Origin of the sequence: Pelistega suis (genome assembly GCF_013133795.1) — a bacterium.
Taxonomy (GTDB): domain Bacteria; phylum Pseudomonadota; class Gammaproteobacteria; order Burkholderiales; family Burkholderiaceae_B; genus Taylorella; species Taylorella suis.
Genome location: NZ_JABGBN010000006.1, coordinates 113554 through 135508, shown reverse-complemented (window position 1 = coordinate 135508; position 21955 = coordinate 113554). Strand labels below are relative to the sequence as shown.

Genomic DNA, 21955 nt, shown 5'->3' with positions numbered 1-21955 from the left:
CAAGAACCTTCTTGTGAACCGCTATGGTTAAAACCAGCACGATCAACCTTTGGCCATACTAAATCTTCAAGCTCAGCAGTCCCCTCAGAAGATACTTTGCTCAAATTGCCGCACGCTGCTAGTAACAGACCTGTTGTTACCGCTAATGCCACTCGAGTAAATTTCATTTTAATGTCCTTTTTATATCAAAAGATATAGATAGATTTTCTATATACTACACATACGAATAAAACTATCCGTAATAATCCTAGCACAATGAAATCTTACCTTTGTCTTTCATCGATGAAAACCTTCCTCGATAAAAAAACCTTGTTTTTTTACAATGTCTGACAGTTAAACGAGGAAGTGTTTTTTTTACCACACGCTTTGTAACTTTTATTTAAGGCAATTCAGAACAAAACTTATCCCTAAATAGACCGTGAAATCCCTTATATAATTGCATATTCTAAAATGCTACACTTGCCCCCGATAAGTTGAAATAACTACTATATAGGGAGTTTTTATGTTTCGTGCAATTACAGAAGTCAGTGTACGTCTAGTCAATAAGTACCTGCCCTCTCCATTTGTTTTTGTGGTCATTCTGACGCTATTGGCTTTTACAGCCGTACTCAGCTTTACCAATCAGAATTTTAGTCAAGCGACAGCAGCATGGGGTAATGGTCTATGGTCATTACTCGGTTTTTCTATGCAAATGGCTCTCATTCTTGCGACTGGTCATGTCTTGGCTAAAGCACCTTTCTTGGCGCGTACATTAGATAGTCTTGCGTCTAAGGTAAAGAGCCCTAAAGTGGCGATTGTGGTGGTGACATTAGTTGCCCTTCTTGGTTGCTGGCTCAACTGGGGATTTGGTCTCATTGTAGGCGCTGTCATGGCTAAAGCCTTGGCACGCAATGTCAAAGGCGCTGACTATCCATTATTGGTTGCCTCTGCTTACTCTGGCTTTTTAATCTGGCACGGCGGTCTTTCTGGTTCTATTCCTCTTGCGCTTGCGACAGGGGGTGCAGACTTAGCGCGCATTTCAGCACAAACCATTATTGAAGCGGTACCTGTATCAGAAACTTTATTCTCTTGGTATAACTTAACGATTGTGGCGGGTCTGGTGATTGGTTTACCACTCCTCAATATGGCAATGATGCCTAAAAAACCTTTTGAAGTTGATCCTAAACTGATGGCTGAAGAGGCATTAGCTTTACCACCTAAAGATACTTGGGCACAGCGTATTGATGATAACCGTCTACTTGCGCTGATTCTTTTCTTATTTGGTGCTGCCTATGTGTATGGTCACTTTAGTAGCAAAGGATTTTCTCTCACACTCAATATCGTGATTGCAATGTTCTTATTCCTAGGTCTACTTGCTCATGGTACATTAGAGCGCTATTCTCGTGCAATGGAAGACAGTGCTAAGGGTTTAAGCGGTATTATCCTACTTTTCCCATTCTATGGCGGTATTATGGGTCTGATGGTTGGCGCAGCAGAGGGTGGTCAATCTCTAGGGGCTATCATTTCTAACCTTTTTGTTTCTTGGTCTTCTACCGAAACATTCCCATCACTCGCTTTCTTAAGTGCTGGTTTGGTCAATGTCTTTGTACCGTCAGGTGGTGGTCAATGGGCAGTCCAAGGACCTATCATGCTTCCTGCTGGTGTTCAATTAGGTGTATCGCCTGTTGTATCAGCAATGGCGATTGCTTGGGGTGATGCGTGGACAAATATGATTCAACCTTTCTGGGCATTACCTTTATTAGGTTTGGCTGGACTTAATGCTCGTGCGATTATGGGCTATTGCTTAATGGCATTGATTTACTCGGGTATTCTTATTACCACCGTGTTCTACTTTGCCTAAGTAGTCTGTCGTCAGTAGATAAAAACGGTTTCTGATTGAAAAAATCAGGAGCCGTTTTTTTGTTTTATGACGTGTCTTCGCGACTGGAGAGACTTGAATCACCGTCGTACGTAAAAAAAGCCTTGATATATCGAAATATATCAAGGCAAACTCTCTTAGGAAAACGACGAAATAGGGATTCGTTTATTATGCTTTACGAGCAGGTGTAGCTTGAGTAGCTACTTTAGTCGCTTGCTCTGTTGCTTGAACCGTCGCTGCAGTAGCCGCAGCTAAATTATTTTCTGCTACTTCAGCGGCTTGTTTAGCAGCTTTATTTAAAGAATCATAAGCATTATTTGCTGATGCTAAGGTTGACTTTAATAAAGCAACAGCTGATTCTGAACCTGTTGGTGCATTTTTCGCTAACTGATCGATAGACTCAGATAGATTCTTTTGCACTTCAGCGACGTGGCTCTCAGAAAGTTTTAATAACTCATTGCTTACTTGAGAAACGATTTGGTAAACATCTTTTGAATAAGCAGCTGCTTTTTCCGCTGCTGGTTGTGCTAATGAGCTCACTAAAGCCACGGCCTCTTGAGGATCTTTTGCCTCTGTCGCTTGTTGCGATGTCTGCGCCACATCACCTAATGTTGCCTTGATAACTTTTAAATTTAAATCAACTAATTTCTCAAAACCACTAAATAACGCGTTTTGTGCAGCAACAATATTATTTACTGCGGCTTTTTGCTGCTCTACTAATTGTTTAGGTACTGTCGTCATATTCATCTCCTTGATAGACATATGTTGCACTGCAATAATTTAATTATAAGTCTATTTTAAGAGATTGCAAGAATAAATTTTGTGCATTGCACAAAAAACAACAAATTTATTGAAAAAACAAAACCTTAAGTATTTCAATCACTCACTAAATGAAGCACTTCTGGTCGAATAAGCGCTATTTTAAGTAATGTTTGCGCCGCACCACTCGGTGTGCGTCTCCCCTGCTCCCACTCTTGTAATGTTCGCACTGAAATACCAAGAAGTTTGGCAAATTTTGCTTGTGTAAATCCAGCATGCTCTCGTGCCTGTGTTACATCAGCAATATTTACCACGGTTGTACGTGCAAAATTACCCGCTTTCATTTCTCGGACAGATTGCAATAAATCCTCTTCAAATTGTTCCATCTCTGTTTTCATTTCATCATCTCCTCTCTTAATCTTTTCAAAAAATTCTCTGATAAATTATCAAACTCACTCTTTTGATAAGCAATTAATAAAACAACCTTACCGTCATTTAATTTATTAAAGTAAATCACCCTTGTCCCTGATCGTTTGCCTTTACTTTGACTTTTCCACCTAACTTTTCGTAAACCACCGTAACCAGGCATTACGTCGCCAAGTAAATAATTTACAGAAATCCAGTTAATAAACTCTTCCCTTTCCTCATCACTCCACTTGTCTTTGACAGATTTGATAAAAATAGGGGTCTCCTGAACAGTTATGTCTCATTATTATATTTTCCTTTTCTTTATCCGTCAAAGACGTATTTTGTAATACATAATAGATTTTGACAAAAAAATACGCCGTAAAAAATACGGCGTGCAGCTGTTTATCCATGAGGAGTTTTACTAATATTGGCTATTCCAACATATTAAAGACGACCATAACCTAATGAAGAGGATATATTTGCCGCCGCTTGCATAAGCAGACTACACCAACTATCTTGCATGCGATCGACTGGTGCCGAAATAGACAAGCCTGCCACCAGACCTCCTGTATGATCATAAATGGCAGCAGCAATACAACGCACACCTATCTCTAATTCTTCGTTATCGCGTGCATAGCCATACTCTCGCACAAAAGCTAATTCTTGCTGTAAATCAACTAAACTAGTTAAGCTATTTATCGTCTTACCTTGTAACCCTGTTCGTAACACATAAGATTCAATCAATCGTGGGTCAGCCGCTGCAAGATAAAGCTTACCTACCGAAGTGAGATGCAATGGTGCTCTACCACCAATGGGTCGCAATACATGCATTCCTGAACGGGGGTTTTCTGTACGTTCAATATAGACAATTTCATCTCCTTGTCGCACCGATAGATTTACTGTCTGTTGTGTCTGCTCATGTAACCATTGCATCATCGGTGCAGCCACTTGGCGTACATTTAATCTATCTTTGACGATCGCCCCCAGCTCTAGCAAACGCAACCCTAATTGATATTTCCCACTATCCAAATGCTCTACAAAACCACCCAAACACAAATCCGCTAAGATACGATGTGTGGTCGATGGGTGTAAGTCACAACTTTCAGCGATTTCTTTGAGCATTAAGGCCTGCTGACTCTTAGACAACAAATCCAAAATCTTATAAGCACGTTCAAAAATCTGTGCAGATACCTTGGTATTAGCTGGTGAAGTGCTACTACTCAAGCGCACTCGAGGTTTACTTCTGGTGGTGTAGACCATGCTTATACATCGCCCTCAGGTTTATCCATAAAATGCCCGCCTACTCGCAATACTGCACCGCGTAAATAATCAAAAGCTTCTTGTAATTCAGCCCCCTCAGGTCCTTTGACACCTAAATCGATATACGGTTTATTACCGTTACGTGCCACCGTCGGCAAGCTAAACGTTTTGATAGTTTTCCACTCGTTTTCAATAAACTCTAAAGCAGGGGTAATTCTAGACTCTGGTAAGGAATACACGATGACAGACTTTGCTACTTCGATAGAAGAAGCGTGCAAATGCGCATAACGATTATCCAAGGTCCACTCTATCATTGGCCATGCCATCTCAGGAAATCCGGGGACAAAGGTATGATCTTGAATAAAGAAGCCCGGAATCTGATTATAGCTATTAGGCACAATCTCCGCCCCCACAGGAAACAATCCCATCGCCAAACGACGCTGATTCTCAGGACTGCCCATGTCCACATTAAACACCCCTTTTTCTGCCATTTCCATCGTACGTTTTGTGATTAATGCTGCCGCTTCGGGGTGTAGCTCAAGAGGCAAACCTAATGCTGCAGCAACGGCATCACGTGTTTTATCATCTGGTGTTGAGCCTATACCCCCACTAGAAAAGACAATATCACCTCTGGCAAATGACCGTTTGTACTCTTCCACTAATGCCTCAAAATCATCACCAACAAAACGCGCCCATGAGAGCTGTAGACCTCTTTTGCCTAATAACTCAATCACTTTTTTGAAATGTGCATCCTGACGACGTCCCGATAGAATTTCATCACCAACAATGATAAGACCGAATTTACGTTGTGCCGACATTTTCTATTCCTCTTGAGCAGAAAAAATTTTATACTTCCCTATTATATGCTTTCTCGTTGTGATTTCTCTATGCTGATTAACCATACCCCTATCGATACCCATGCACTCACCACACAACTCAACAACCATCAAGGATTGACGATTGCGTGTTATTGTGCCCAATGGTGTGGCACCTGTAAGAGCTATCGTAGCGATTTTGTCCAGCTGAGTGAAAAATTCCCTCAACATCTTTTTGTATGGATTGATATTGAAGATAATCCTGAGTTATTAGACGATATTGATGTGGAGAACTTCCCGACTTTGCTCATTCAACAACAAAACCACAATTACTTTTTTGGTACGATGCTCCCGCACATTCAACATCTTGAACGCATTATCCTCGCCACCGAAGAGAATATTGTTCAAAACAAAAGTCCCTCATCGGTAGAGGGACCTCGTTATCTTGGCGATTTAATCTAAGAAAACACTCAGCGTATGCCTGCACCTTACGGTGTAGGTAATGCGACCATTAAGTGCGACGTGGTCGCCCGCCCAATAGCACCGCTACAGGAGGTCCACTAATTTCCGGTAAATCACGCTTTTCAACTACTGCCGCTGGCTCAATTAAAGCATCCTCTTCTGGATTGTAGGGTTTATAGAAAAAGGAATCAATCTGTGGCAACTCAGGTTTTTGATAACGAGAGTAGCCTCGTTTTTGTGCTTGATAACGATTTAAAAAAACATCCGGAATATTTAAACTTTCCTTAGGTACTGGGGCTTTAATTAAGTGCTCAATATCGTTAAGGAGTTTTTCACTCTCTTCTGAGTAAAAAGCAATCGCTGTGCCAGAAGCACCCGCTCGTCCTGTACGCCCGATACGATGTACATAGTCCTCCGCATTATAGGGTAAATCCACATTAATCACCCCATCTAAGCCTGCAACATCTAGTCCTCGCGCTGCCACATCAGTTGCTACCAAGACTTGAACCTTGCCCTCTTTAAAAGCCTCTAGTGTACGAGTACGTTCTAACTGTGATTTATCACCATGGATAGACTCAGCCGCAATTCCCTCTTGACTTAAATCACGTGCTATTTGTGATGCACCAATTTTGGTATTCGAAAAGACAATGACTTGTGATAAATTGCGGGTTTTTAATAAATACAATAAAGCGGCTTTTTTGTGCTCAGGCGCAACTTGATAAGCGATTTGCGTGACGGTTGAAGCCGTCGCATTGTTAGCTGCTACGCTGATTTCAATAGGATCTTTGAGGAAGGTACGTCCTAATTTGCGAATCTCTGGACTAAAGGTCGCCGAGAATAATAGGCTCTGACGTTGCTCAGGAAGGTGTCGCAAAATACGCTCTAAATCAGGCATAAATCCCATATCCAACATACGGTCAGCCTCATCAAGAACAAGGACATTCACTTGCGCTAAAGAAACCGTTTTTTGTTCGATATGATCTAATAAACGCCCCGGTGTCGCAATCAATACCTCACATCCTCGACGTAACTCAGCTTTTTGCGGATTAATATCCACCCCCCCATAAACCACACAAGCACGTAAGGGAGAAGTCTCAGAATAACGCTTCACATTCTCAGCTACTTGATCGGCAAGCTCACGTGTCGGGGTCAAAATCAATGCACGCACAGGATGTCGTGCTGGCGAGGTACTCGTACTTGCATAAGGCATCATACGATGTAGTACAGGCAATGTAAATGCAGCTGTCTTACCTGTGCCCGTCTGTGCGGCTCCCATAACATCGCGTCCGTCCATCACGGGACCCATCGCTTGGGCTTGAATTGGGGTAGGTTTAGTATAGCCACTTAAGGCAATGGCTTTTAAAAGGTCTGGATGTAATCCAAAATCGGCAAAGGTTTGGTTTGGTGACGAATGCACACTCATAGAGAACTCAATTTTTTCAATAAGCTATTATTTTACTCTTTCTATTAAGATGAGATGAACCTTAAGGAGATAAGTTTTAAAAATTTAGCGTAAAATACTGCTTATTTATCGGAATGCAGTAAGCTATTCCTTTTATTGATTGCTTATTCGGAGAATTAACAATGGCAGACCAAAAAGCTAGCGATGTGATTGAAGTGACAGCCAAAGACCTCCCTCTCTACTGTCCCGGACCTAATGCCCCACATTGGAGTATGCATCCTCGCGTCTTTTTAGACATCGCTCATGCAGATAACCATACCGCCACCTGTCCTTATTGCTCTGCAAAATATAAACTCAAAGACGGCGAAAAGGTTAAAGGTCATTAATTGAATCTTGAATACCGTCCCCCACTCTGGTTGCCCGAGGGTCAGAGTCAAACCATTATTGGCTCTAAGCTCGCTCGCTATCCTCGCATTCACTTTATGCGTCAGCGTATTGAAACGCCAGACGGGGACTTTATTGATTTAGACTGGAATATTCCCGCTCAACATCCCCTCGACGCTAAGCTTACCACTGGTACTGCCTCAACACCCTCTCCTCAAGTTGCTGAGCCTGTCCCTCAATTTACAGGAAAAGCGCTTGTTCTCTTTCATGGACTAGAGGGCTCTAGTCAAAGTCACTATGCCCAATCGCTTTGTCATGATTTTCGTACCCGTGGTTGGGCAGTCGTCGTAGCACATTTTCGGGGTTGCTCTGGCGAACCCAATCGCCTTCCTCGCTCCTACTTTTCGGGAGACACACAAGATGTGTCAACCGTTATGGCAGCATTGCGCCATCGCTTACCACATGCCCAGTGGTATGCTGCAGGCGTTTCGATGGGGGGTAATGTTTTACTCAAATATCTTGCTGAACAAGGTCATCAGGCTGATTTTTTATTCGCAGCCGCTAGTGTCTCCACACCGACAGATTTAGTCGCTACAGGCTTACAACTCGGTAAAGGGTTTTTTGGACGTTTTGTCTATACGCCCTACTTCCTGACTACGATGAAACCTAAAATGCGCGAAAAAGCCCAGCGCTTTCCCGATATGATAGATATAGCTCATATCGAAGCCGCAAGAAATCTACAAGAGTTTGATGATTGCTATACTGGGCCTATCCATGGTTTTAAAAACGCCATTGATTATTGGACTCGCTGCTCATCGAAACCAGAACTTATCCATATCCGCATTCCAACGCTCATTCTCAATGCGAAAAACGATCCATTTATTCCTAGAGAGAGTTTACCTACATTACGCGATGTTTCATCAACCGTACTCTTGCACCAACCTGAGCACGGTGGTCATGTCGGTTTTTCGCAAGGCACTTTTCCTCATAAACTCGGTTGGTTGAGTGAACGCTTATATCGTTTTTTTGAAGGATTGGTGTAATCGTCCTTTTGCCGATAATCGCATCCACGTCAGTAAAGCAACAATAATCCCAAAGCTCTCCACAGCGGCTGCTGGCACCCACATGATAACACCACCATAGCCTTGATCCTCTAGAGCGGTAATAGGAACAGCACGTCCACACAAATCAAATAATGGGTATAAATCTGTCGATGCAAATGCAATATAAATCCCTGCCGCAATCTGTGGTGCCATCGTTAAAATAGGGGAAATGATTCGCCCTACTGGCGACATCGCCGCCGGTGGTGAAGGTCGTCTATCCAAAATCAAATTCCAATATAAAAAACCGCTAACAACGACCGACCAATTCATTAACCGGTAAAGGTGGACATCCAACATAGAGTAAAACTGTACTGTTGGAATTAACCATACCAAGACTAAAAACACAAACATAAACGGGATAAAGTATTTATTTGTACAAATCCCCTCAAGCAACCTACCCAAGCCCGTCTCTCGGAACTGTTTAAGTCTAATGCGCATCCACATCGGCATACCTGCACGCATCACCTGCCCAGGATAAGCTGCCATCACCAATAGCGGAGCAAGATGATGTAAAAAAACATGTTGAGCTCGATGGATAAAGAATACTCTTTCTGCAAAATAATCCACATGGGTATGCATCGCTAGATATAACATCACCCAACCCGACCAAAATAAGATATGACGAACAACACGAATAGGTCTTGCAATAGCCCCTTTAATAAATAAATAGGCACTGAATACAAAACAAATAATTAATGTTGGTGAAAATTCCCAAGGGCTTAGCCACTGAGCTAGCGTTAAATTCATAGGCGATTAAGATTATCTACATCCATCAAACAGTTCACCATTTTAAGGCAATTTTGTATCTTTACGCTGAATCAGCCCGAGAAATAGACGAAATCGGCTACAATCCTCCAGATGAAAATCGGACAATGGACTTTAGCAAACCCTGTATTTGTTGCACCTATGGCAGGCGTGACAGATCGCCCCTTTCGCAAGCTTTGCAAGCGTTTGGGGGCAGGCTATGCCGTGTCTGAAATGGCAGCGAGCAATCCAAAGCTATGGGATAGTGTCAAGACCTCTCGTCGTTTAAATCATGACGGTGAGATTGATCCTATTTCCGTGCAAATTGCAGGAGCAGACCCTGAGATGATGGCTCAAGCTGCTGTTTTTAATATCAGTAAAGGCGCTAAGATTATTGATATTAATATGGGCTGTCCCGCCAAAAAAGTGTGTAATGTGGCTTCAGGCTCTGCGCTATTAAAACACGAAGACCTCGTAGTAGCCATTTTAAAAGCTGTCGTTAATGCCTGTCGTCCACTCAATGTGCCTGTCACATTAAAAACACGCACGGGTTGGGATAGAGAAAATAAAAACGTTTTGCGTATTGCCACACTCGCCGAAGAGATTGGTATTAGTGCATTAACCCTACACGGTAGAACACGTGTTGATATGTACAATGGCGAAGCAGAATACGATACGATTAAATCGGTCAAAGCCGCTTTACGTATTCCTGTGGTGGCTAACGGTGATATTGACTCACCTCACAAGGCGAAATATGTATTAGATTATACAGGTGCAGATGCCGTGATGATTGGACGTGCTGCACAGGGAAATCCTTGGATTTTCCGACAAATTAACCACTTCTTAGCGCATGGCGAGGAGCTAGCACCTCCAAGCTATACTGAAATGCAAACTGTTTTATTAGAACATTTGCATGAACATTATCAATTCTACGGTGAGTACACTGGTGTTCGTACCGCACGTAAGCATATCGGTTGGTATGTAGAGCAACTGCCCAAAGCAGAAGCTTTTATCAATCGTATGAATCAAATTGATAATAGTGCTGATCAATACAAAGCCGTAGAGGCATGGTTTAACGAACTCATTCAATTAGAACAATGAATAATATACACCCTATTGACGAATGTATTAGCGCTAATCTAGATGCTTATTTTGAAGAACTTGGTGACAATGATGCTCATAATGTCTGGGACATGGTGATGCACAGTGTTGAAAAAGCCATGCTAGAGAAAGTCATGGAATATGCCAACGGCAACCAATCTAAAGCTGCCGAAATTTTAGGTATTACCCGCAATACACTTCGTAAAAAACTTATTTCAAACAACCTTATTGATGCATCATGAAACTCACTACTGCTCTACTTTCTGTCTCTGACAAAACAGGTATCGTGGAATTTGCCCAAGCACTTGCTGCTCGTGGCATTAAACTTTTATCCACTGGTGGCACCGCTGCTTTACTCAAACAAGCAGGCTTGGCTGTTACTGAGGTGGCTGAACATACTGGTTCTCCTGAAATTTTAGATGGACGTGTCAAAACCTTACACCCTAAAATTCACGGTGGTTTATTAGGTCGTCGCGATAATGCGGAGCATCTTGCAACCATGGAAAAACACGGTATTGCTCCTATTGACCTATTGGTTGTGAATCTTTACCCATTTCGCGAAACCATCGCAAAACCTAACTGCTCATTTGCTGATGCTGTCGAAAATGTTGATATTGGTGGTCCAGCTATGTTACGTGCTGCTGCTAAAAATCACGGTACCCCAGAGGGTGGCGTTACAGTAGTCATTGACCCAAGTGACTATGCTCAAGTACTTAAAGAAATTGATGAATTCGGTCAGCCTTCTTATGGTTTACGTTTAAAACTCGCTGGCAAAACCTATGCTCACACCGCTGCTTATGACGGAGCTATTGCGCAATATTTAAGCAGCTTAACAGAAGCCGAACCAGCACAAGAAGCTGCCCCAGAACGTAAGATGTGGGCAGATACACTCACGCTACAACTGCAAAAACACCAAGAACTCCGCTATGGTGAGAATCCTCACCAAAAAGCGGCGTTCTATATCGACCCTGTTCGTGGTGATGGTCTATTGGGCAACTACGTTCAATTACAAGGTAAAGAGCTTTCTTATAACAATATCGCAGATGCGGATGCCGCTTGGGAATGTTCTCGTAGTTTTGACGCACCCGTTTGTGTAATTGTCAAACATGCTAACCCTTGTGGCGTAGCCGTAGCCGAAACACCTTTTGCCGCTTACCAAAAAGCCTTTAAAACTGACCCAACATCAGCGTTTGGTGGCATTATTGCTTTTAACCGTACAGTCGATTTAGCGGTAGCCGAAGAAGTCAGTAAACAATTCATGGAAGTATTACTCGCTCCAGACTATACCGCAGAAGCACTTGAGTTATTAGCGGCGAAGAAAAATGTTCGCGTGTTAAAAGTGGCGACAGGTAAAGCGCAAAATCCATTTGATGTTAAACGTGTCGGCGGTGGTTGGTTAGTCCAAGATCCTGATGCCTTTGATGTACCGATGGAATCACTCAAAGTCGTGACAAAGAAACAACCGACTGAGCAACAATTAAAAGACTTAATGTTTGCTTGGAAAGTGGCCAAATACGTCAAATCGAATGCGATTGTCTTCTGCGCAGACGGCATGACAATGGGCGTCGGTGCGGGTCAAATGAGCCGTTTGGACTCTGCTCGCATTGCCTCAATCAAAGCAGAAGCCAATGGTTTAAGCTTAAAAAACACAGCCGCTGCTTCTGATGCTTTCTTCCCATTCCGTGATGGTCTTGATGTGATTGTTGCCGCTGGTGCTAACTGCATTATTCAACCAGGTGGCAGTATCCGTGATGACGAGGTGATTAATGCGGCTGATGAGCATGGCATTGTGATGGTTTACACTGGCACTCGCCACTTCCGTCACTAATCCTCTCTAGGTGTAGCGTGAGAATTCTTGGTATTGACCCCGGGCTACGTAAAACGGGCTTTGGGGTAATCGACACCCACTATGCGAAACTCTATTATGTCGGTAGTGGGACGATTGCTATTCCCACAGATTTACCGCTACACCGCCGTCTTAAATATATCATGGATCATATCCGTGAAGTCATTGAACACTACAAGCCCAGCCATTCCGCACTGGAAAAAGTCTTTGTCAATACCAACCCAGAAACCACCTTACTGCTAGGACAAGCACGCGGGGCAGCGATGTGCGCACTTGCTGATTATGATTTAGATGTCGCAGAGTACACCGCGTTACAGATTAAAAAAGCTGTAGTGGGTCGTGGTCATGCAAATAAAGAACAGGTACAGACCATGGTACAACATTTATTAAGTCTCAACGGTCGTCCTGAGCCCGACTCTGCCGATGCGCTTGCTTGTGCCATCACACACGCCCATACCATTACCCTCACCCATAAACTACAAGATTTAGATATGGATACGACACATACCCCTCGTTTACGTGGTGGTCGTTTGCATATCTAAGTGTTTTATTTTTTGGACATATTGTATGATTGGTCGTATTAACGGTACCCTTATCGAAAAACTCCCCCCCACTATTTGCGTTGATGTCAATGGTGTGGGTTATGATTTAGAAGTGCCAATGAGCACACTCTATGACCTACCCGACATTGGTGGCAAAGTCTCCCTCTATACGCACCTTGCAGTTCGCGAGGATGCGCATGTCCTGTATGGTTTTCTACGTGCTGATGAACGTCTTGCTTTTCGCACCTTAATTAAAGTGAGTGGCATTGGTGCGCGTACTGCGTTGGCCATTCTGTCTGGTATGAGTAGTACTGAACTAGCCAATGCTATCACTCAAGAAGATGCTAGCCTTTTAGTAAAAATCCCCGGCATTGGTGCCAAAACAGCCGCACGTTTACTTCTAGAACTTAAAGGTAAATTTACAGCGACCACCAATACCGCTGAAGCACAGATACCGTCTGCGAAGAGCGATATTCTCAATGCACTCATTGCCTTAGGGTATTCAGAAAAAGAAAGCACGAATGTCGTTAAAAATATCGCCGCTGATGTCTCAGTCTCGGACGGTATTCGTCAAGCACTACAACTCTTGGCTAAATAGGGTATTTGCTCATTTCCCAACATAGATAAACTGTGTATTCTCTTATATAGCGCAAATATGGTGATTAAAACAACTCCCTTTGGCTAAGTTAGCGTTAAAGCGATTCGATTTATCATAAAATAATTGAAATATAAACGTTTATTTAATAAGGAAATCTCATGAAAAAATCATGGTTACATAAAGTTCTTTGTGCTGGTATCGTGGCTGGCTCAATGTTATCTGCTAATGCCTTTGCTCAACAATCATTAAAAATGGCTTACGCTTTGGCAAAAGATAACTCTCACTTTGGTGCTGGTGCCGTAGCTTTCGATAAATCTATTACTGAAAGTAGCCAAGGTAAATTTACGATTGAACACTTTGGTAATAGTGCTTTAGGTGGTGAACGTGAAGTAATCGAAGGTCTACAACTAGGTACTATTGATGCAGCAATTTTATCCACGGGTGCTATCCTTAACTTTGTCCCACAGGTAGGTGTTTTTGATATTCCCTTCTTACTACGTGATTTAGATCATGGTCGTAAAGTGCTTGATAGTCAAATCGGTCAAGATATGCTTAAAGAATTCTCTAAGCGTGGTTTAGTGGCACTCGCTTGGGGTGAACAAGGTTTCCGTCATCTTACTAATAATAAAGTCGCGGTAAAAGAACCTGCTGATGCCAAAGGTCTCAAAATCCGTACCACAGAGAATCCTGTTCATATCGCGGCTTTCAAAGAAATCGGTATTCTTCCTACACCAATGGCTTGGCCAGAGGTACAAACCGCCCTACAACAAGGCACAATTGATGGTCAAGAGAATCCAACCTCTGTTATCGTGGCGGCCAAACTGAATCAACAACAAAAATTCCTTTCACTAACAGCTCACGTTTATGCACCCGCTGTGATTGTCATTTCACCGTCGGTATATGACAGTCTAAGTGCCGAAGATAAGGCAAAATTTAATGAAGCGGGTAAAAAAGCGGCACAAGCGATGCGTGACTTCGTGGACAATATTGAAAAAACAGGTATTCAAAGCTTAAAAGATGCTGGTATGCAAGTCACTGAAGATGTCAATCGTGAAGCTTTCTCTGCTTTAGTGAAAAACGTATATCCTGAATACTACAAACGTTTCTCTAAAGAGTTAATTGATAGTATTGCTGCGGCAAAATAAACCCATATGCTGAGTATCTCCTGTGGACACTCAGACAGAAAAAGCTGAACGTGATACTAGAGTTTATGAAGTACACACGTTCAGTTTTTTCATCTTTTTTTGGGATGTCTTTTCCCTCTTAATCTTTATGCGATGACGCATTACAGTATGAAAAAACTCTCCTATTTTCTTGATCAATCTTTATTTAAGCTGATTTCTTTTATCGCTCAGTTATTACTTTGGTCTGCCTTTTTTGCGGGGATTTATCAGGTCTTTGCACGTTTTGTTTTACAAGAGCCTGCTGCATGGACAGAGCCTTGGACTCGTTCAGCGATTATTTGGATTGTCTTTCTTGGGATTATTCTCGCCTTTCGCCGAGGTGAAATGCTCAAGGTTGATGTCATTAATACCTTTCTGAGTGATGCTCCTCGTCGCTGGGTACGTCATTTTGCTAACACGATTTGCGCCCTCTTTTTAGGTCTTCTTGCATGGATTGGGGGCAATATGACCTATCGTGTACGTTTCCAAACGATTGCGGGGCTCGACTTCCCTATCTCATGGATTTATGCCGCAATTCCTATTGGATGTACCCTTGCGCTAATCGCCCTACTCATCCACTGGTTTGGCGATAATAGCCAAATTGATACGAATATTCAGGAGTAATTGACATGTCACAACTCATGATCGTTTCAATGTTGGTGTTTTTCCTACTCACCGTGCCCGTGGCGATTTCAATTGGTCTTGCGTCATTCTTAGGGATTCAAGTTGCGGGGATTAATTGGTTGGTCATCGCCCAACAGTTTTATGCCGCACTAGATAAATTTCCATTGGCTGCCATTCCTTTCTTTATTCTCGCAGGCAATCTCATGCAAGCTGCTGGAATCTCTGAACGTCTTGTCAATTTTGCAAAAAGCCTAGTTGGAAACATGCAAGGTGGTCTTGCGTGTAGCTGTGTCATTACATGTATGATTTTTGCTGCTGTGGCAGGATCTAGTGTGGCCACTACTTTTGCTGTCGGCTCTATCTTAATTCCAGCCATGGTTAAGCATGGTTATCCAAAACCCTTTGCCGCTTCACTACAGGCGACAGCAGCAGAGCTTGGCGTGATTATTCCACCCTCTGTGCCCATGATTTTATTTGCGGTAGCCACTCAAACGGATTTAGTCGATTTATTTATTGGTGGTATTCTACCCGGCTTTTTAATTGCCTTTGCATTAGTCCTTTATGTATGGTTTTATGCCAAACGCCACCACGTTGGCTTACAAGATGGTCATAATCGCCTCAATTTCTGGACTGCCTTAAATCAAGCAAAATTGGCTTTACTTATGCCGGTAATTATTCTTGGTGGCATTTATGGCGGTATTTTTACGCCTACTGAGGCCTCTGTCGTGGCGGTTGCCTATGCTCTATTTATCGGTATTTTTATTTATCGTACGCTAGGTTTTTCGGCTTTATCAAGCTGTTTTAGGAATACGGTTATCTCTACGGCAATCATCATGTTCCTCATTGCCAATGCTGGGTTATTCGGTTTCTTATTAAATCGTGCTGGTATTCCTAATCAATTGGGTGAATGGCTAGCACAAGTCTTTAGCGATAAATACACCTTCTTATTGGGCGTAAACTTAGCGCTCTTTGTTATTGGTATGTTTATCGAAACATCGGCATCGATTGTCGTGCTTGCACCATTACTCTTACCTGTCGCGGTACAGTTTGGTATTAATCCTGTACACTTTGGTATTATTATGGTCGTCAATCTCGCCTTAGGGATGATTACACCACCCTTTGGTGTCAATCTTTTTGCAGCATGTACGGTGGCAAAACTATCGGTAGATAAAATTCTCAAACCACTACTACCCTTTGTATTGGTCTCGTTTATTTGTCTATTGATTATTACTTATATTCCGAGCATTACATTAGCATTGATTTAGGTCACCCTAAAAACAACATAAAAACCGCCATATAGGCGGTTTTTTCTATTAGGCACAAGCCGTATAAATCAAGCCATTAAAACGTCCGCTTTGCTGCACCTGATAAGCTATTGAGATAATCAATATCCAATAATTCCCACTCTTTACGTTTGCCGCGAATATAATCTTTTTGTTGCCATTCCCCAAGAATACGGTTCAACGTCTCTGCTCGAATACCTAACTGTGCAGCTAATTGTTTTTGTGTGACAGGGATAATCACTGTGGCATTTTTTTGCTCCTGCTGAAGCAGCACAAAATAATGCGCCAACCGCTCATGCGCAGAACTCGATGTCAACCAATGCACCTGATTAATCTGCTTATAAATATTCATACTCATCCCCGACAATAAGCGAATGGCAAGTACAGGGAAGCGATGACAGGTCTTATGCAATGCCTGACGGTCTAGGACATATAATTTGACATTGTCTCGTGCACGTGCATTCATCGGATATTTGCCATGAGGCATAAACATCGCCGCATGAGCAATAAACTCACCTCGTTCAAAGATAGAAAATACGCGCTCATCACCTTCTATTGAATAGCGGAACATCTCTACTGCACCACTCCCCATGACAAAGTATTGTGTTGCCACATCCCCCTCAGAAAAAAGCCGGTCTCCTGCTTTCATCTGACAAGTTCCTGCATTTTCGAGCAAGCTTGCATAAAGTTCCGCTGGATGACCGCCAAACACGGGGTGCTGAGCCAGCACACTTCTTAACTGTTCTTCCTCGATAGAGGTTAAATTGATTTTTATCATTGGTAATTTAATAGAGAAGTGGTTGAATGTTAGAATAGGATACTTTTATTTTAACGTGTTTTATGACTTACTTTATTCTTCTTACCTTGCATCTACTAAGTGCATTCGCCTTTATTGGAACGGTTTTTTTTGAAGTGCTCTTTCTTAGGTATATCCAGCACAAACTCAGCAACGACATTATGCAAGCCGTAGGCAAAGAAGTCGGTGGACGAGCTAAACAATTAATGCCCTTTGTACTATTAACGCTATTTGCCACTGGGCTAGGCATGGCACACTTTCATATGGCACGTTTTGGTATCACTGGCAATGGACACTTTACCTTATTGTTTAGCCTTAAAATCATCATCGCTATCAGTGTGTTAATCCACTTCATCAGTGCCATGATACTTCGTAAAAAAGGACTCTTAAAAGGTAAAGTATCGCATCACATCCATACCAGTGTTTTTTACCATGTAGTGCTAATTGTCATATTAGCTAAGGCAATGTTTTATATTTAAATAAATCCATTGTTTAACCCCATTATGAGCGGCTCATTTCACTTCTCTATGTGCCTCTGATAATGGGGTTATTCTAAATGTTTACTGTGTACCACCCACCGTCAAACCATCCAGACGAATAGTCGGCATGCCCACGCCTACCGGTACACCTTGCCCTTCTTTACCACATGTACCAATACCACTGTCCAATGCCAAATCATTACCAATCATGGATACTTTGTTCATCGCATCAGGGCCATTACCAATCAAAGTCGCCCCTTTGATTGGGTAACTGATTTTGCCATTTTCAATCATATAAGCCTCGGAAGCGGAGAAGACAAATTTACCACTGGTAATATCCACCTGACCACCAGAGAAACTCGTCGCATAAATACCTTTTTTGACAGATCGGATGATTTCCTCTGGAGCTTTATCACCATTAAGCATAAACGTATTCGTCATGCGCGGCATCGGTAAATGAGCATATGACTCTCGGCGACCATTGCCGGTAATTGCGGTTTTCATCAAGCGTGCATTCATACTATCTTGCATATATCCGCGAAGAATACCATCTTCGATTAAGACTGTTCGTTGTGTCGGATTACCCTCGTCATCAATATTCAATGAGCCACGACGATCGGGAATAGTACCGTCATCAATAACCGTTACACCTTTTGAAGCAACTCGCTCACCAATACGCCCAGAAAAGACACTAGACCCTTTGCGATTAAAGTCACCCTCTAAGCCATGTCCTACTGCCTCATGCAATAAGATACCCGGCCAACCAGAACCCAATACGACAGTCATCTCACCGGCTGGTGCCGCTTTGGCTTCTAAATTGGTCAATGCTTCACTCACCGCTTTTTGAACATACTCTTGTAAAAGCGCTTCGGTGAAATAATTTAAACCATAGCGACCACCGCCACCCGAATGTCCCATCTCGCGACGTCCATTGCGTTCTGCAATCACAGTCAGCGATAAACGCACCAATGGGCGAACATCAGCTTGAAGACGACCATCAGAGCCTGCAATAAGAACCACATCGTACTCTGAGCTTAAACCTGCCATCACTTGTACAATCGCTGGGTCTTTGGCTCGAGCCAATTGCTCCACACGCTCTAACAATGCCACTTTCTCTGTTGTATCAACGCTGCCCGTCGGATCAATAGGTACATATAAACGATGAGGCTCTGCCACGGTCTTTGCTACTTTTGCTTTACCAGCTCCTTGACGAGCAATGGTTTTCACCGTGCTAGCGGCTTTCATTAACGCTTTAGAAGAAATATCATCTGAATAGGCAAAAGCCGTTTTATCACCCGAAACCGCTCGCACACCGACACCTTGAGAGATATTAAAACTTCCTGTTTTCACAATCCCTTCTTCTAATCCCCAACTTTCGCTACGCGTGAATTGGAAATACAAATCAGCATAGTCGGCCTTGTGGGTAAAAATTTCAGCCAATGCCTTTGCTAAATGCCCCTCGTTAAGACCATAAGGTTCTAGTAATAAAGACTGTGCTTGTTCAAAAGCTGATTGTGTTGTGTGAGCCATCTTACGAAAAATCTCTTAGAAATAAATTTTGAATGTTAAAGATTAGCATAGATTAAGAAGTTACGTGGGGGATTGAGAGTACAAAACCATCTAGAGAACAGCTAAAAGCACCTTGGGGTAATGGGTTGCAATTTTTAATAATGTCAGTGCTCCCGTAGAAGGTTTACGCTGTCCCTGCTCCCATGCTTGTAATGTTCTTACTGAAACCCCCATAATCTTCGCAAACTCCTTTTGAGATAGCCCTATGCTACGACGTGCCTGCACTGCCTCATTCACTGTTACGGTATACTCTTTAGCAACTTCACCTGCTTTCATTTGCTTAACACTGGCTAATAATAACTCTCCAAGCTCCTCTCCACTAAATTCATGATTTTTTATATCAATTTTATCTAAATCAATCATTATTCAACTCCTTTACAATAGCTTTTAATAAATGCGCCGGAATATGCTCTTGTTTAGCTTTAGCATATATGATCAATAAATGGATAATTTCTTTAGCTACTTGCCGATAATAAATCACCCTAACACCGCCTCTTTTCCCCATACCAGGACGTGCATAACGTAGTTTCCTACAACCATCACTATGAGGTACTACATCTCCCTCTTCCGCATGCTTAGCAACATAAGCATGCAAATCTCCCTTCTCATCCTCATTAAAAAATGCATTAACCATTTTTGTATAAATGGGTGTTTCTCGCAAAGTACACAGTCTCATTTTACCTCCTTTTTTATAAAACATACTACTAAGTAGTATTTTTGGTTTTATTTATATAAGATAAAAAACAAACTACCCATCAGCAATATGACAAACACCCGTTTATCCATCCGTAAAAATACGTACCTCCCTTATCCTTTGTTTATCCACCAAGAAAAACGGCATAAAGATGACTCTTTATGCCGTTTTATTTAAAATCTTTTACTTTTTCAAAACGAATGGGAGCTTGATAAATCCCGAAAAGCTAATTCTGAAAGATAATGACTACGACTTCTGTAATAGCTTTTGTTACCTAGAATTTTTTTATCTATTCTATGCAATAGGGATTGAGGCAACGTAATATTCACTTTTTCTACTTTACCCATATACGGTGACAAATCAATTTCTACTGTCGCCCAAATCATCCCTTGGTAATCAATATGATAAATATAATCATCTATTGTCTTAGGAAATGGAATTTCCTCATTGTCTTCATTCATACCTTCTAAATGCAAACCAATAGCCTCAATAGCATTATCATAAGCCTCTTGATAACTATCACCAACGGCTACACATCCTAATAAATCAGGCACCACTACGCCATAAACTGTTTTACCCTCAAACATTGTTTTTTCAATAGCAATGGGATATAACATGGATACTCCTTATTTCAACTTTGCTGCCTTTAATACGCTATTAAGCGTTCCCACGGGAATATGTTCTTTCGGATGAGGCACGGTAACGGTGCCTTTCATAAGCCCATGTTTAAATTGATGATGACTGCCACTCACCCTCACCAAGAACCATCCATTCTTTTTTAATAGCTCAATTAAATCTCGGCTTTTCAATATCTTTCTCCTTTTATTGTACCTAATTATGCATATATAAAAAATAGATAATTAGATATTTTTAAAAGATATAATTGATTTAACTAAAGCATAAAAAACAAACTACCCATCAGCAATATGACAAACACTCGTTTATCCATCCGTAAAAATACGTACCTCCCTTATCCTTTGCTTATCCATCAAGAAAAACGGCATAAAGATTAACTCTTTATGCCGTTGCTATTTACAGGTATAGACGTTTTTTATTTGAAGTACGTTTTCACCGTTTCTACTTCATTTTTAGAGCCTAAAATCACACTCACACGCTGATGAATATGTGTCGGTTGAATGTCTAAAATAGGATTCACTGTATCGACGGCGGCACCACCAGCTTGCTCAACCAGCATACTCATTGGATTGGCTTCATACATCAAGCGTAATTTACCCGGTTTATTAGGTTCACGCTTATCCCATGGATACATAAAAATACCGCCTCGTTGTAAGATACGATGTACTTCTGCCACCATAGAGGCTACCCAACGCATATTGAAGTTTTTACCGCGAGGACCTGTCTCACCAGCCAAGCAATCTTCGATATAACGCTTAATAGGCTCATCCCAATGACGCAGATTTGACATATTAATAGAGAACTCTTTCGTATCCTCTGGAATGCGAATATTGTCTTGTGTCAGTACCCAAGAACCTAATTCACGATCCAAGGTAAACGCCACCACACCATTACCAATCGTCAATACTAATAGCGTTTGTGGACCATACAGTGCATAACCCGCCGCCACTTGTTTACGTCCTGCTTGTAAGAAGTCCTCTTCTGTCGCTTCACGATCTTTAATCCCTTCGGGAGCTTTTAAAATTGAGAAAATCGTACCGATAGAGACGTTGACATCGATATTAGATGAGCCATCTAATGGATCGAATAACAAAAGATACTCACCCTTTGGATAGTGGCTAGGAATCTTATGAATGGTATCCATTTCTTCTGAGGCCATTGCCGCAAGTAATCCACCCCACGCATTTGCTTCTAATAAAATATCATTAGAAATCACATCGAGCTTTTTCTGAGCTTCACCTTGGACATTTTCGCTGCCTTGATTACCCAATACGCCACCTAAAGCGCCTTTACTCACAGCGTGACCAATGCTTTTGCAAGCACGAGACACAACTTCTAATAGCAAACGCAAATCAGCAGACACCAGTTGGTTTTCTCGTTGTTGCTCAACCAAATATTGGGTCAGTGTTTTCTTCTTCATATCGACTCC

The 21955-nt window shown here is 42.1% G+C and carries 27 protein-coding genes; 13 read left to right on the top strand and 14 right to left on the bottom strand.

What is annotated here, in order from left to right:
* Positions 1–502 precede the first annotated feature (502 nt).
* The gene (locus HKX39_RS08210) at positions 503–1840 is read left to right on the top strand and encodes a short-chain fatty acid transporter (protein WP_171680837.1); all 1338 of its coding nucleotides are present in this window, start codon (positions 503–505) and stop codon (positions 1838–1840) included.
* Between the two features lie 186 nt (positions 1841–2026).
* Here HKX39_RS08210 and phaP read toward each other — a convergent pair whose 3' ends face one another.
* The 5 genes from phaP to HKX39_RS08185 all read right to left on the bottom strand — a co-directional run bounded on the left by phaP (position 2027) and on the right by HKX39_RS08185 (position 5103).
* Positions 2027–2599 carry a TIGR01841 family phasin gene (gene phaP, locus HKX39_RS08205; protein WP_171680836.1) on the bottom strand — a complete coding sequence of 191 codons (573 nt, stop codon included), beginning with the start codon at positions 2597–2599 and terminating at the stop codon, positions 2027–2029.
* A gap of 134 nt (positions 2600–2733) precedes the next feature.
* A complete protein-coding gene (locus HKX39_RS08200; RefSeq protein WP_171680835.1) occupies positions 2734–3015 on the bottom strand; it encodes a helix-turn-helix domain-containing protein in 282 nt (93 codons plus the stop codon).
* Positions 3012–3206, bottom strand: coding sequence for a hypothetical protein (locus HKX39_RS10800; protein WP_343043438.1), 195 nt, complete (start codon positions 3204–3206; stop codon positions 3012–3014). Before HKX39_RS10800 ends, HKX39_RS08200 begins: the two co-directional genes overlap by 4 nt.
* A gap of 263 nt (positions 3207–3469) precedes the next feature.
* Positions 3470–4285, bottom strand: coding sequence for an IclR family transcriptional regulator (locus HKX39_RS08190; protein WP_171680834.1), 816 nt, complete (start codon positions 4283–4285; stop codon positions 3470–3472).
* 2 nt (positions 4286–4287) lie between these two features.
* Positions 4288–5103 (bottom strand): competence/damage-inducible protein A, encoded by an 816-nt coding sequence (locus tag HKX39_RS08185; RefSeq protein ID WP_171680833.1) that lies wholly within the window; start codon positions 5101–5103, stop codon positions 4288–4290.
* A 69-nt stretch (positions 5104–5172) separates the two neighbouring features.
* Here HKX39_RS08185 and HKX39_RS08180 point away from each other — a divergent pair, with 69 nt between their 5' ends.
* Entirely contained in the window at positions 5173–5562 is a 390-nt protein-coding gene (locus HKX39_RS08180; protein ID WP_171680832.1) for a thioredoxin family protein, read from the top strand.
* A 49-nt stretch (positions 5563–5611) separates the two neighbouring features.
* Here HKX39_RS08180 and HKX39_RS08175 read toward each other — a convergent pair whose 3' ends face one another.
* Positions 5612–6985 carry a DEAD/DEAH box helicase gene (locus HKX39_RS08175; protein ID WP_171680831.1) on the bottom strand — a complete coding sequence of 458 codons (1374 nt, stop codon included), beginning with the start codon at positions 6983–6985 and terminating at the stop codon, positions 5612–5614.
* Positions 6986–7146: 161 nt separating this feature from the next.
* Between HKX39_RS08175 and HKX39_RS08170 the strand changes: the two genes are divergently transcribed.
* Both HKX39_RS08170 and HKX39_RS08165 read left to right on the top strand, forming a co-directional pair.
* Entirely contained in the window at positions 7147–7350 is a 204-nt protein-coding gene (locus tag HKX39_RS08170; protein WP_171680830.1) for a zinc-finger domain-containing protein, read from the top strand.
* Complete coding sequence (locus tag HKX39_RS08165; protein ID WP_171680829.1) at positions 7351–8391, top strand: YheT family hydrolase; 1041 nt, start codon at positions 7351–7353, stop codon at positions 8389–8391.
* Here the strand turns inward: HKX39_RS08165 and HKX39_RS08160 are convergent.
* A complete protein-coding gene (locus HKX39_RS08160; protein WP_171680828.1) occupies positions 8362–9198 on the bottom strand; it encodes a cytochrome c oxidase assembly protein in 837 nt (278 codons plus the stop codon). The genes HKX39_RS08165 and HKX39_RS08160 overlap by 30 nt on opposite strands.
* Before the next feature lie 111 nt (positions 9199–9309).
* Between HKX39_RS08160 and dusB the strand changes: the two genes are divergently transcribed.
* The 8 genes from dusB to HKX39_RS08120 all read left to right on the top strand — a co-directional run bounded on the left by dusB (position 9310) and on the right by HKX39_RS08120 (position 16334).
* Positions 9310–10296 carry a tRNA dihydrouridine synthase DusB gene (gene dusB / locus HKX39_RS08155; RefSeq protein WP_171680827.1) on the top strand — a complete coding sequence of 329 codons (987 nt, stop codon included), beginning with the start codon at positions 9310–9312 and terminating at the stop codon, positions 10294–10296.
* A complete protein-coding gene (locus HKX39_RS08150) occupies positions 10293–10538 on the top strand; it encodes a helix-turn-helix domain-containing protein (RefSeq protein WP_171680826.1) in 246 nt (81 codons plus the stop codon). The genes dusB and HKX39_RS08150 overlap by 4 nt, the downstream gene beginning before the upstream one ends.
* The gene (gene purH / locus HKX39_RS08145) at positions 10535–12124 is read left to right on the top strand and encodes a bifunctional phosphoribosylaminoimidazolecarboxamide formyltransferase/IMP cyclohydrolase (RefSeq protein ID WP_171680825.1); all 1590 of its coding nucleotides are present in this window, start codon (positions 10535–10537) and stop codon (positions 12122–12124) included. The genes HKX39_RS08150 and purH overlap by 4 nt, the downstream gene beginning before the upstream one ends.
* A gap of 17 nt (positions 12125–12141) precedes the next feature.
* Entirely contained in the window at positions 12142–12684 is a 543-nt protein-coding gene (gene ruvC, locus HKX39_RS08140; protein WP_171680824.1) for a crossover junction endodeoxyribonuclease RuvC, read from the top strand.
* A 25-nt stretch (positions 12685–12709) separates the two neighbouring features.
* Positions 12710–13282, top strand: coding sequence for a Holliday junction branch migration protein RuvA (ruvA, locus tag HKX39_RS08135; RefSeq protein ID WP_171680823.1), 573 nt, complete (start codon positions 12710–12712; stop codon positions 13280–13282).
* A gap of 158 nt (positions 13283–13440) precedes the next feature.
* A complete protein-coding gene (locus HKX39_RS08130) occupies positions 13441–14427 on the top strand; it encodes a TRAP transporter substrate-binding protein (RefSeq protein ID WP_171680822.1) in 987 nt (328 codons plus the stop codon).
* A 147-nt stretch (positions 14428–14574) separates the two neighbouring features.
* Entirely contained in the window at positions 14575–15069 is a 495-nt protein-coding gene (locus tag HKX39_RS08125) for a TRAP transporter small permease (RefSeq protein ID WP_171680821.1), read from the top strand.
* Between the two features lie 5 nt (positions 15070–15074).
* On the top strand, positions 15075–16334 hold the full coding sequence (locus HKX39_RS08120) for a TRAP transporter large permease (RefSeq protein ID WP_171680820.1): 1260 nt from the start codon (positions 15075–15077) through the stop codon (positions 16332–16334).
* A gap of 76 nt (positions 16335–16410) precedes the next feature.
* Here the strand turns inward: HKX39_RS08120 and HKX39_RS08115 are convergent, their stop codons facing one another.
* Positions 16411–17130: a Crp/Fnr family transcriptional regulator gene (locus HKX39_RS08115; RefSeq protein WP_171680819.1), complete on the bottom strand. Its 720-nt coding sequence runs from the start codon at positions 17128–17130 to the stop codon at positions 16411–16413.
* A gap of 179 nt (positions 17131–17309) precedes the next feature.
* On the opposite strand from HKX39_RS08115, the gene HKX39_RS08110 reads away from it, so the two are divergent.
* Positions 17310–17627 carry a hypothetical protein gene (locus HKX39_RS08110; RefSeq protein ID WP_246226123.1) on the top strand — a complete coding sequence of 106 codons (318 nt, stop codon included), beginning with the start codon at positions 17310–17312 and terminating at the stop codon, positions 17625–17627.
* An 81-nt stretch (positions 17628–17708) separates the two neighbouring features.
* On the opposite strand, the gene tldD is transcribed toward HKX39_RS08110, so the two are convergent.
* The 6 genes from tldD to HKX39_RS08080 form a co-directional block, all read right to left on the bottom strand.
* Positions 17709–19157, bottom strand: coding sequence for a metalloprotease TldD (tldD, locus tag HKX39_RS08105; protein ID WP_171680817.1), 1449 nt, complete (start codon positions 19155–19157; stop codon positions 17709–17711).
* 90 nt (positions 19158–19247) lie between these two features.
* Positions 19248–19559, bottom strand: coding sequence for a helix-turn-helix domain-containing protein (locus HKX39_RS08100; RefSeq protein ID WP_171680816.1), 312 nt, complete (start codon positions 19557–19559; stop codon positions 19248–19250).
* Positions 19552–19872 (bottom strand): transcriptional regulator, encoded by a 321-nt coding sequence (locus HKX39_RS08095; RefSeq protein WP_246226121.1) that lies wholly within the window; start codon positions 19870–19872, stop codon positions 19552–19554. The genes HKX39_RS08100 and HKX39_RS08095 overlap by 8 nt, the downstream gene beginning before the upstream one ends.
* 209 nt (positions 19873–20081) lie before the next feature.
* On the bottom strand, positions 20082–20507 hold the full coding sequence (locus HKX39_RS08090) for a type II toxin-antitoxin system HicB family antitoxin (protein WP_171680815.1): 426 nt from the start codon (positions 20505–20507) through the stop codon (positions 20082–20084).
* 9 nt (positions 20508–20516) lie between these two features.
* A complete protein-coding gene (locus HKX39_RS08085; RefSeq protein WP_171680814.1) occupies positions 20517–20699 on the bottom strand; it encodes a type II toxin-antitoxin system HicA family toxin in 183 nt (60 codons plus the stop codon).
* A gap of 242 nt (positions 20700–20941) precedes the next feature.
* On the bottom strand, positions 20942–21946 hold the full coding sequence (locus tag HKX39_RS08080; protein WP_171680813.1) for a class 1 fructose-bisphosphatase: 1005 nt from the start codon (positions 21944–21946) through the stop codon (positions 20942–20944).
* Positions 21947–21955: the final 9 nt, after the last annotated feature.

Coding starts and splice junctions, on each gene's coding strand:
- HKX39_RS08210 (WP_171680837.1), top strand. CDS start 503: ATGTTTCGTGCAATTACAGAAGTCAGTGTACGTCTAGTCAATAAGTAC.
- phaP (WP_171680836.1), bottom strand. CDS start 2,599: ATGACGACAGTACCTAAACAATTAGTAGAGCAGCAAAAAGCCGCAGTA.
- HKX39_RS08200 (WP_171680835.1), bottom strand. CDS start 3,015: ATGAAAACAGAGATGGAACAATTTGAAGAGGATTTATTGCAATCTGTC.
- HKX39_RS10800 (WP_343043438.1), bottom strand. CDS start 3,206: ATGCCTGGTTACGGTGGTTTACGAAAAGTTAGGTGGAAAAGTCAAAGT.
- HKX39_RS08190 (WP_171680834.1), bottom strand. CDS start 4,285: ATGGTCTACACCACCAGAAGTAAACCTCGAGTGCGCTTGAGTAGTAGC.
- HKX39_RS08185 (WP_171680833.1), bottom strand. CDS start 5,103: ATGTCGGCACAACGTAAATTCGGTCTTATCATTGTTGGTGATGAAATT.
- HKX39_RS08180 (WP_171680832.1), top strand. CDS start 5,173: ATGCTGATTAACCATACCCCTATCGATACCCATGCACTCACCACACAA.
- HKX39_RS08175 (WP_171680831.1), bottom strand. CDS start 6,985: ATGAGTGTGCATTCGTCACCAAACCAAACCTTTGCCGATTTTGGATTA.
- HKX39_RS08170 (WP_171680830.1), top strand. CDS start 7,147: ATGGCAGACCAAAAAGCTAGCGATGTGATTGAAGTGACAGCCAAAGAC.
- HKX39_RS08160 (WP_171680828.1), bottom strand. CDS start 9,198: ATGAATTTAACGCTAGCTCAGTGGCTAAGCCCTTGGGAATTTTCACCA.
- dusB (WP_171680827.1), top strand. CDS start 9,310: ATGAAAATCGGACAATGGACTTTAGCAAACCCTGTATTTGTTGCACCT.
- HKX39_RS08150 (WP_171680826.1), top strand. CDS start 10,293: ATGAATAATATACACCCTATTGACGAATGTATTAGCGCTAATCTAGAT.
- purH (WP_171680825.1), top strand. CDS start 10,535: ATGAAACTCACTACTGCTCTACTTTCTGTCTCTGACAAAACAGGTATC.
- ruvA (WP_171680823.1), top strand. CDS start 12,710: ATGATTGGTCGTATTAACGGTACCCTTATCGAAAAACTCCCCCCCACT.
- HKX39_RS08130 (WP_171680822.1), top strand. CDS start 13,441: ATGAAAAAATCATGGTTACATAAAGTTCTTTGTGCTGGTATCGTGGCT.
- HKX39_RS08125 (WP_171680821.1), top strand. CDS start 14,575: ATGAAAAAACTCTCCTATTTTCTTGATCAATCTTTATTTAAGCTGATT.
- HKX39_RS08120 (WP_171680820.1), top strand. CDS start 15,075: ATGTCACAACTCATGATCGTTTCAATGTTGGTGTTTTTCCTACTCACC.
- HKX39_RS08115 (WP_171680819.1), bottom strand. CDS start 17,130: ATGATAAAAATCAATTTAACCTCTATCGAGGAAGAACAGTTAAGAAGT.
- HKX39_RS08110 (WP_246226123.1), top strand. CDS start 17,310: ATGCAAGCCGTAGGCAAAGAAGTCGGTGGACGAGCTAAACAATTAATG.
- tldD (WP_171680817.1), bottom strand. CDS start 19,157: ATGGCTCACACAACACAATCAGCTTTTGAACAAGCACAGTCTTTATTA.
- HKX39_RS08100 (WP_171680816.1), bottom strand. CDS start 19,559: ATGATTGATTTAGATAAAATTGATATAAAAAATCATGAATTTAGTGGA.
- HKX39_RS08095 (WP_246226121.1), bottom strand. CDS start 19,872: ATGAGACTGTGTACTTTGCGAGAAACACCCATTTATACAAAAATGGTT.
- HKX39_RS08090 (WP_171680815.1), bottom strand. CDS start 20,507: ATGTTATATCCCATTGCTATTGAAAAAACAATGTTTGAGGGTAAAACA.
- HKX39_RS08080 (WP_171680813.1), bottom strand. CDS start 21,946: ATGAAGAAGAAAACACTGACCCAATATTTGGTTGAGCAACAACGAGAA.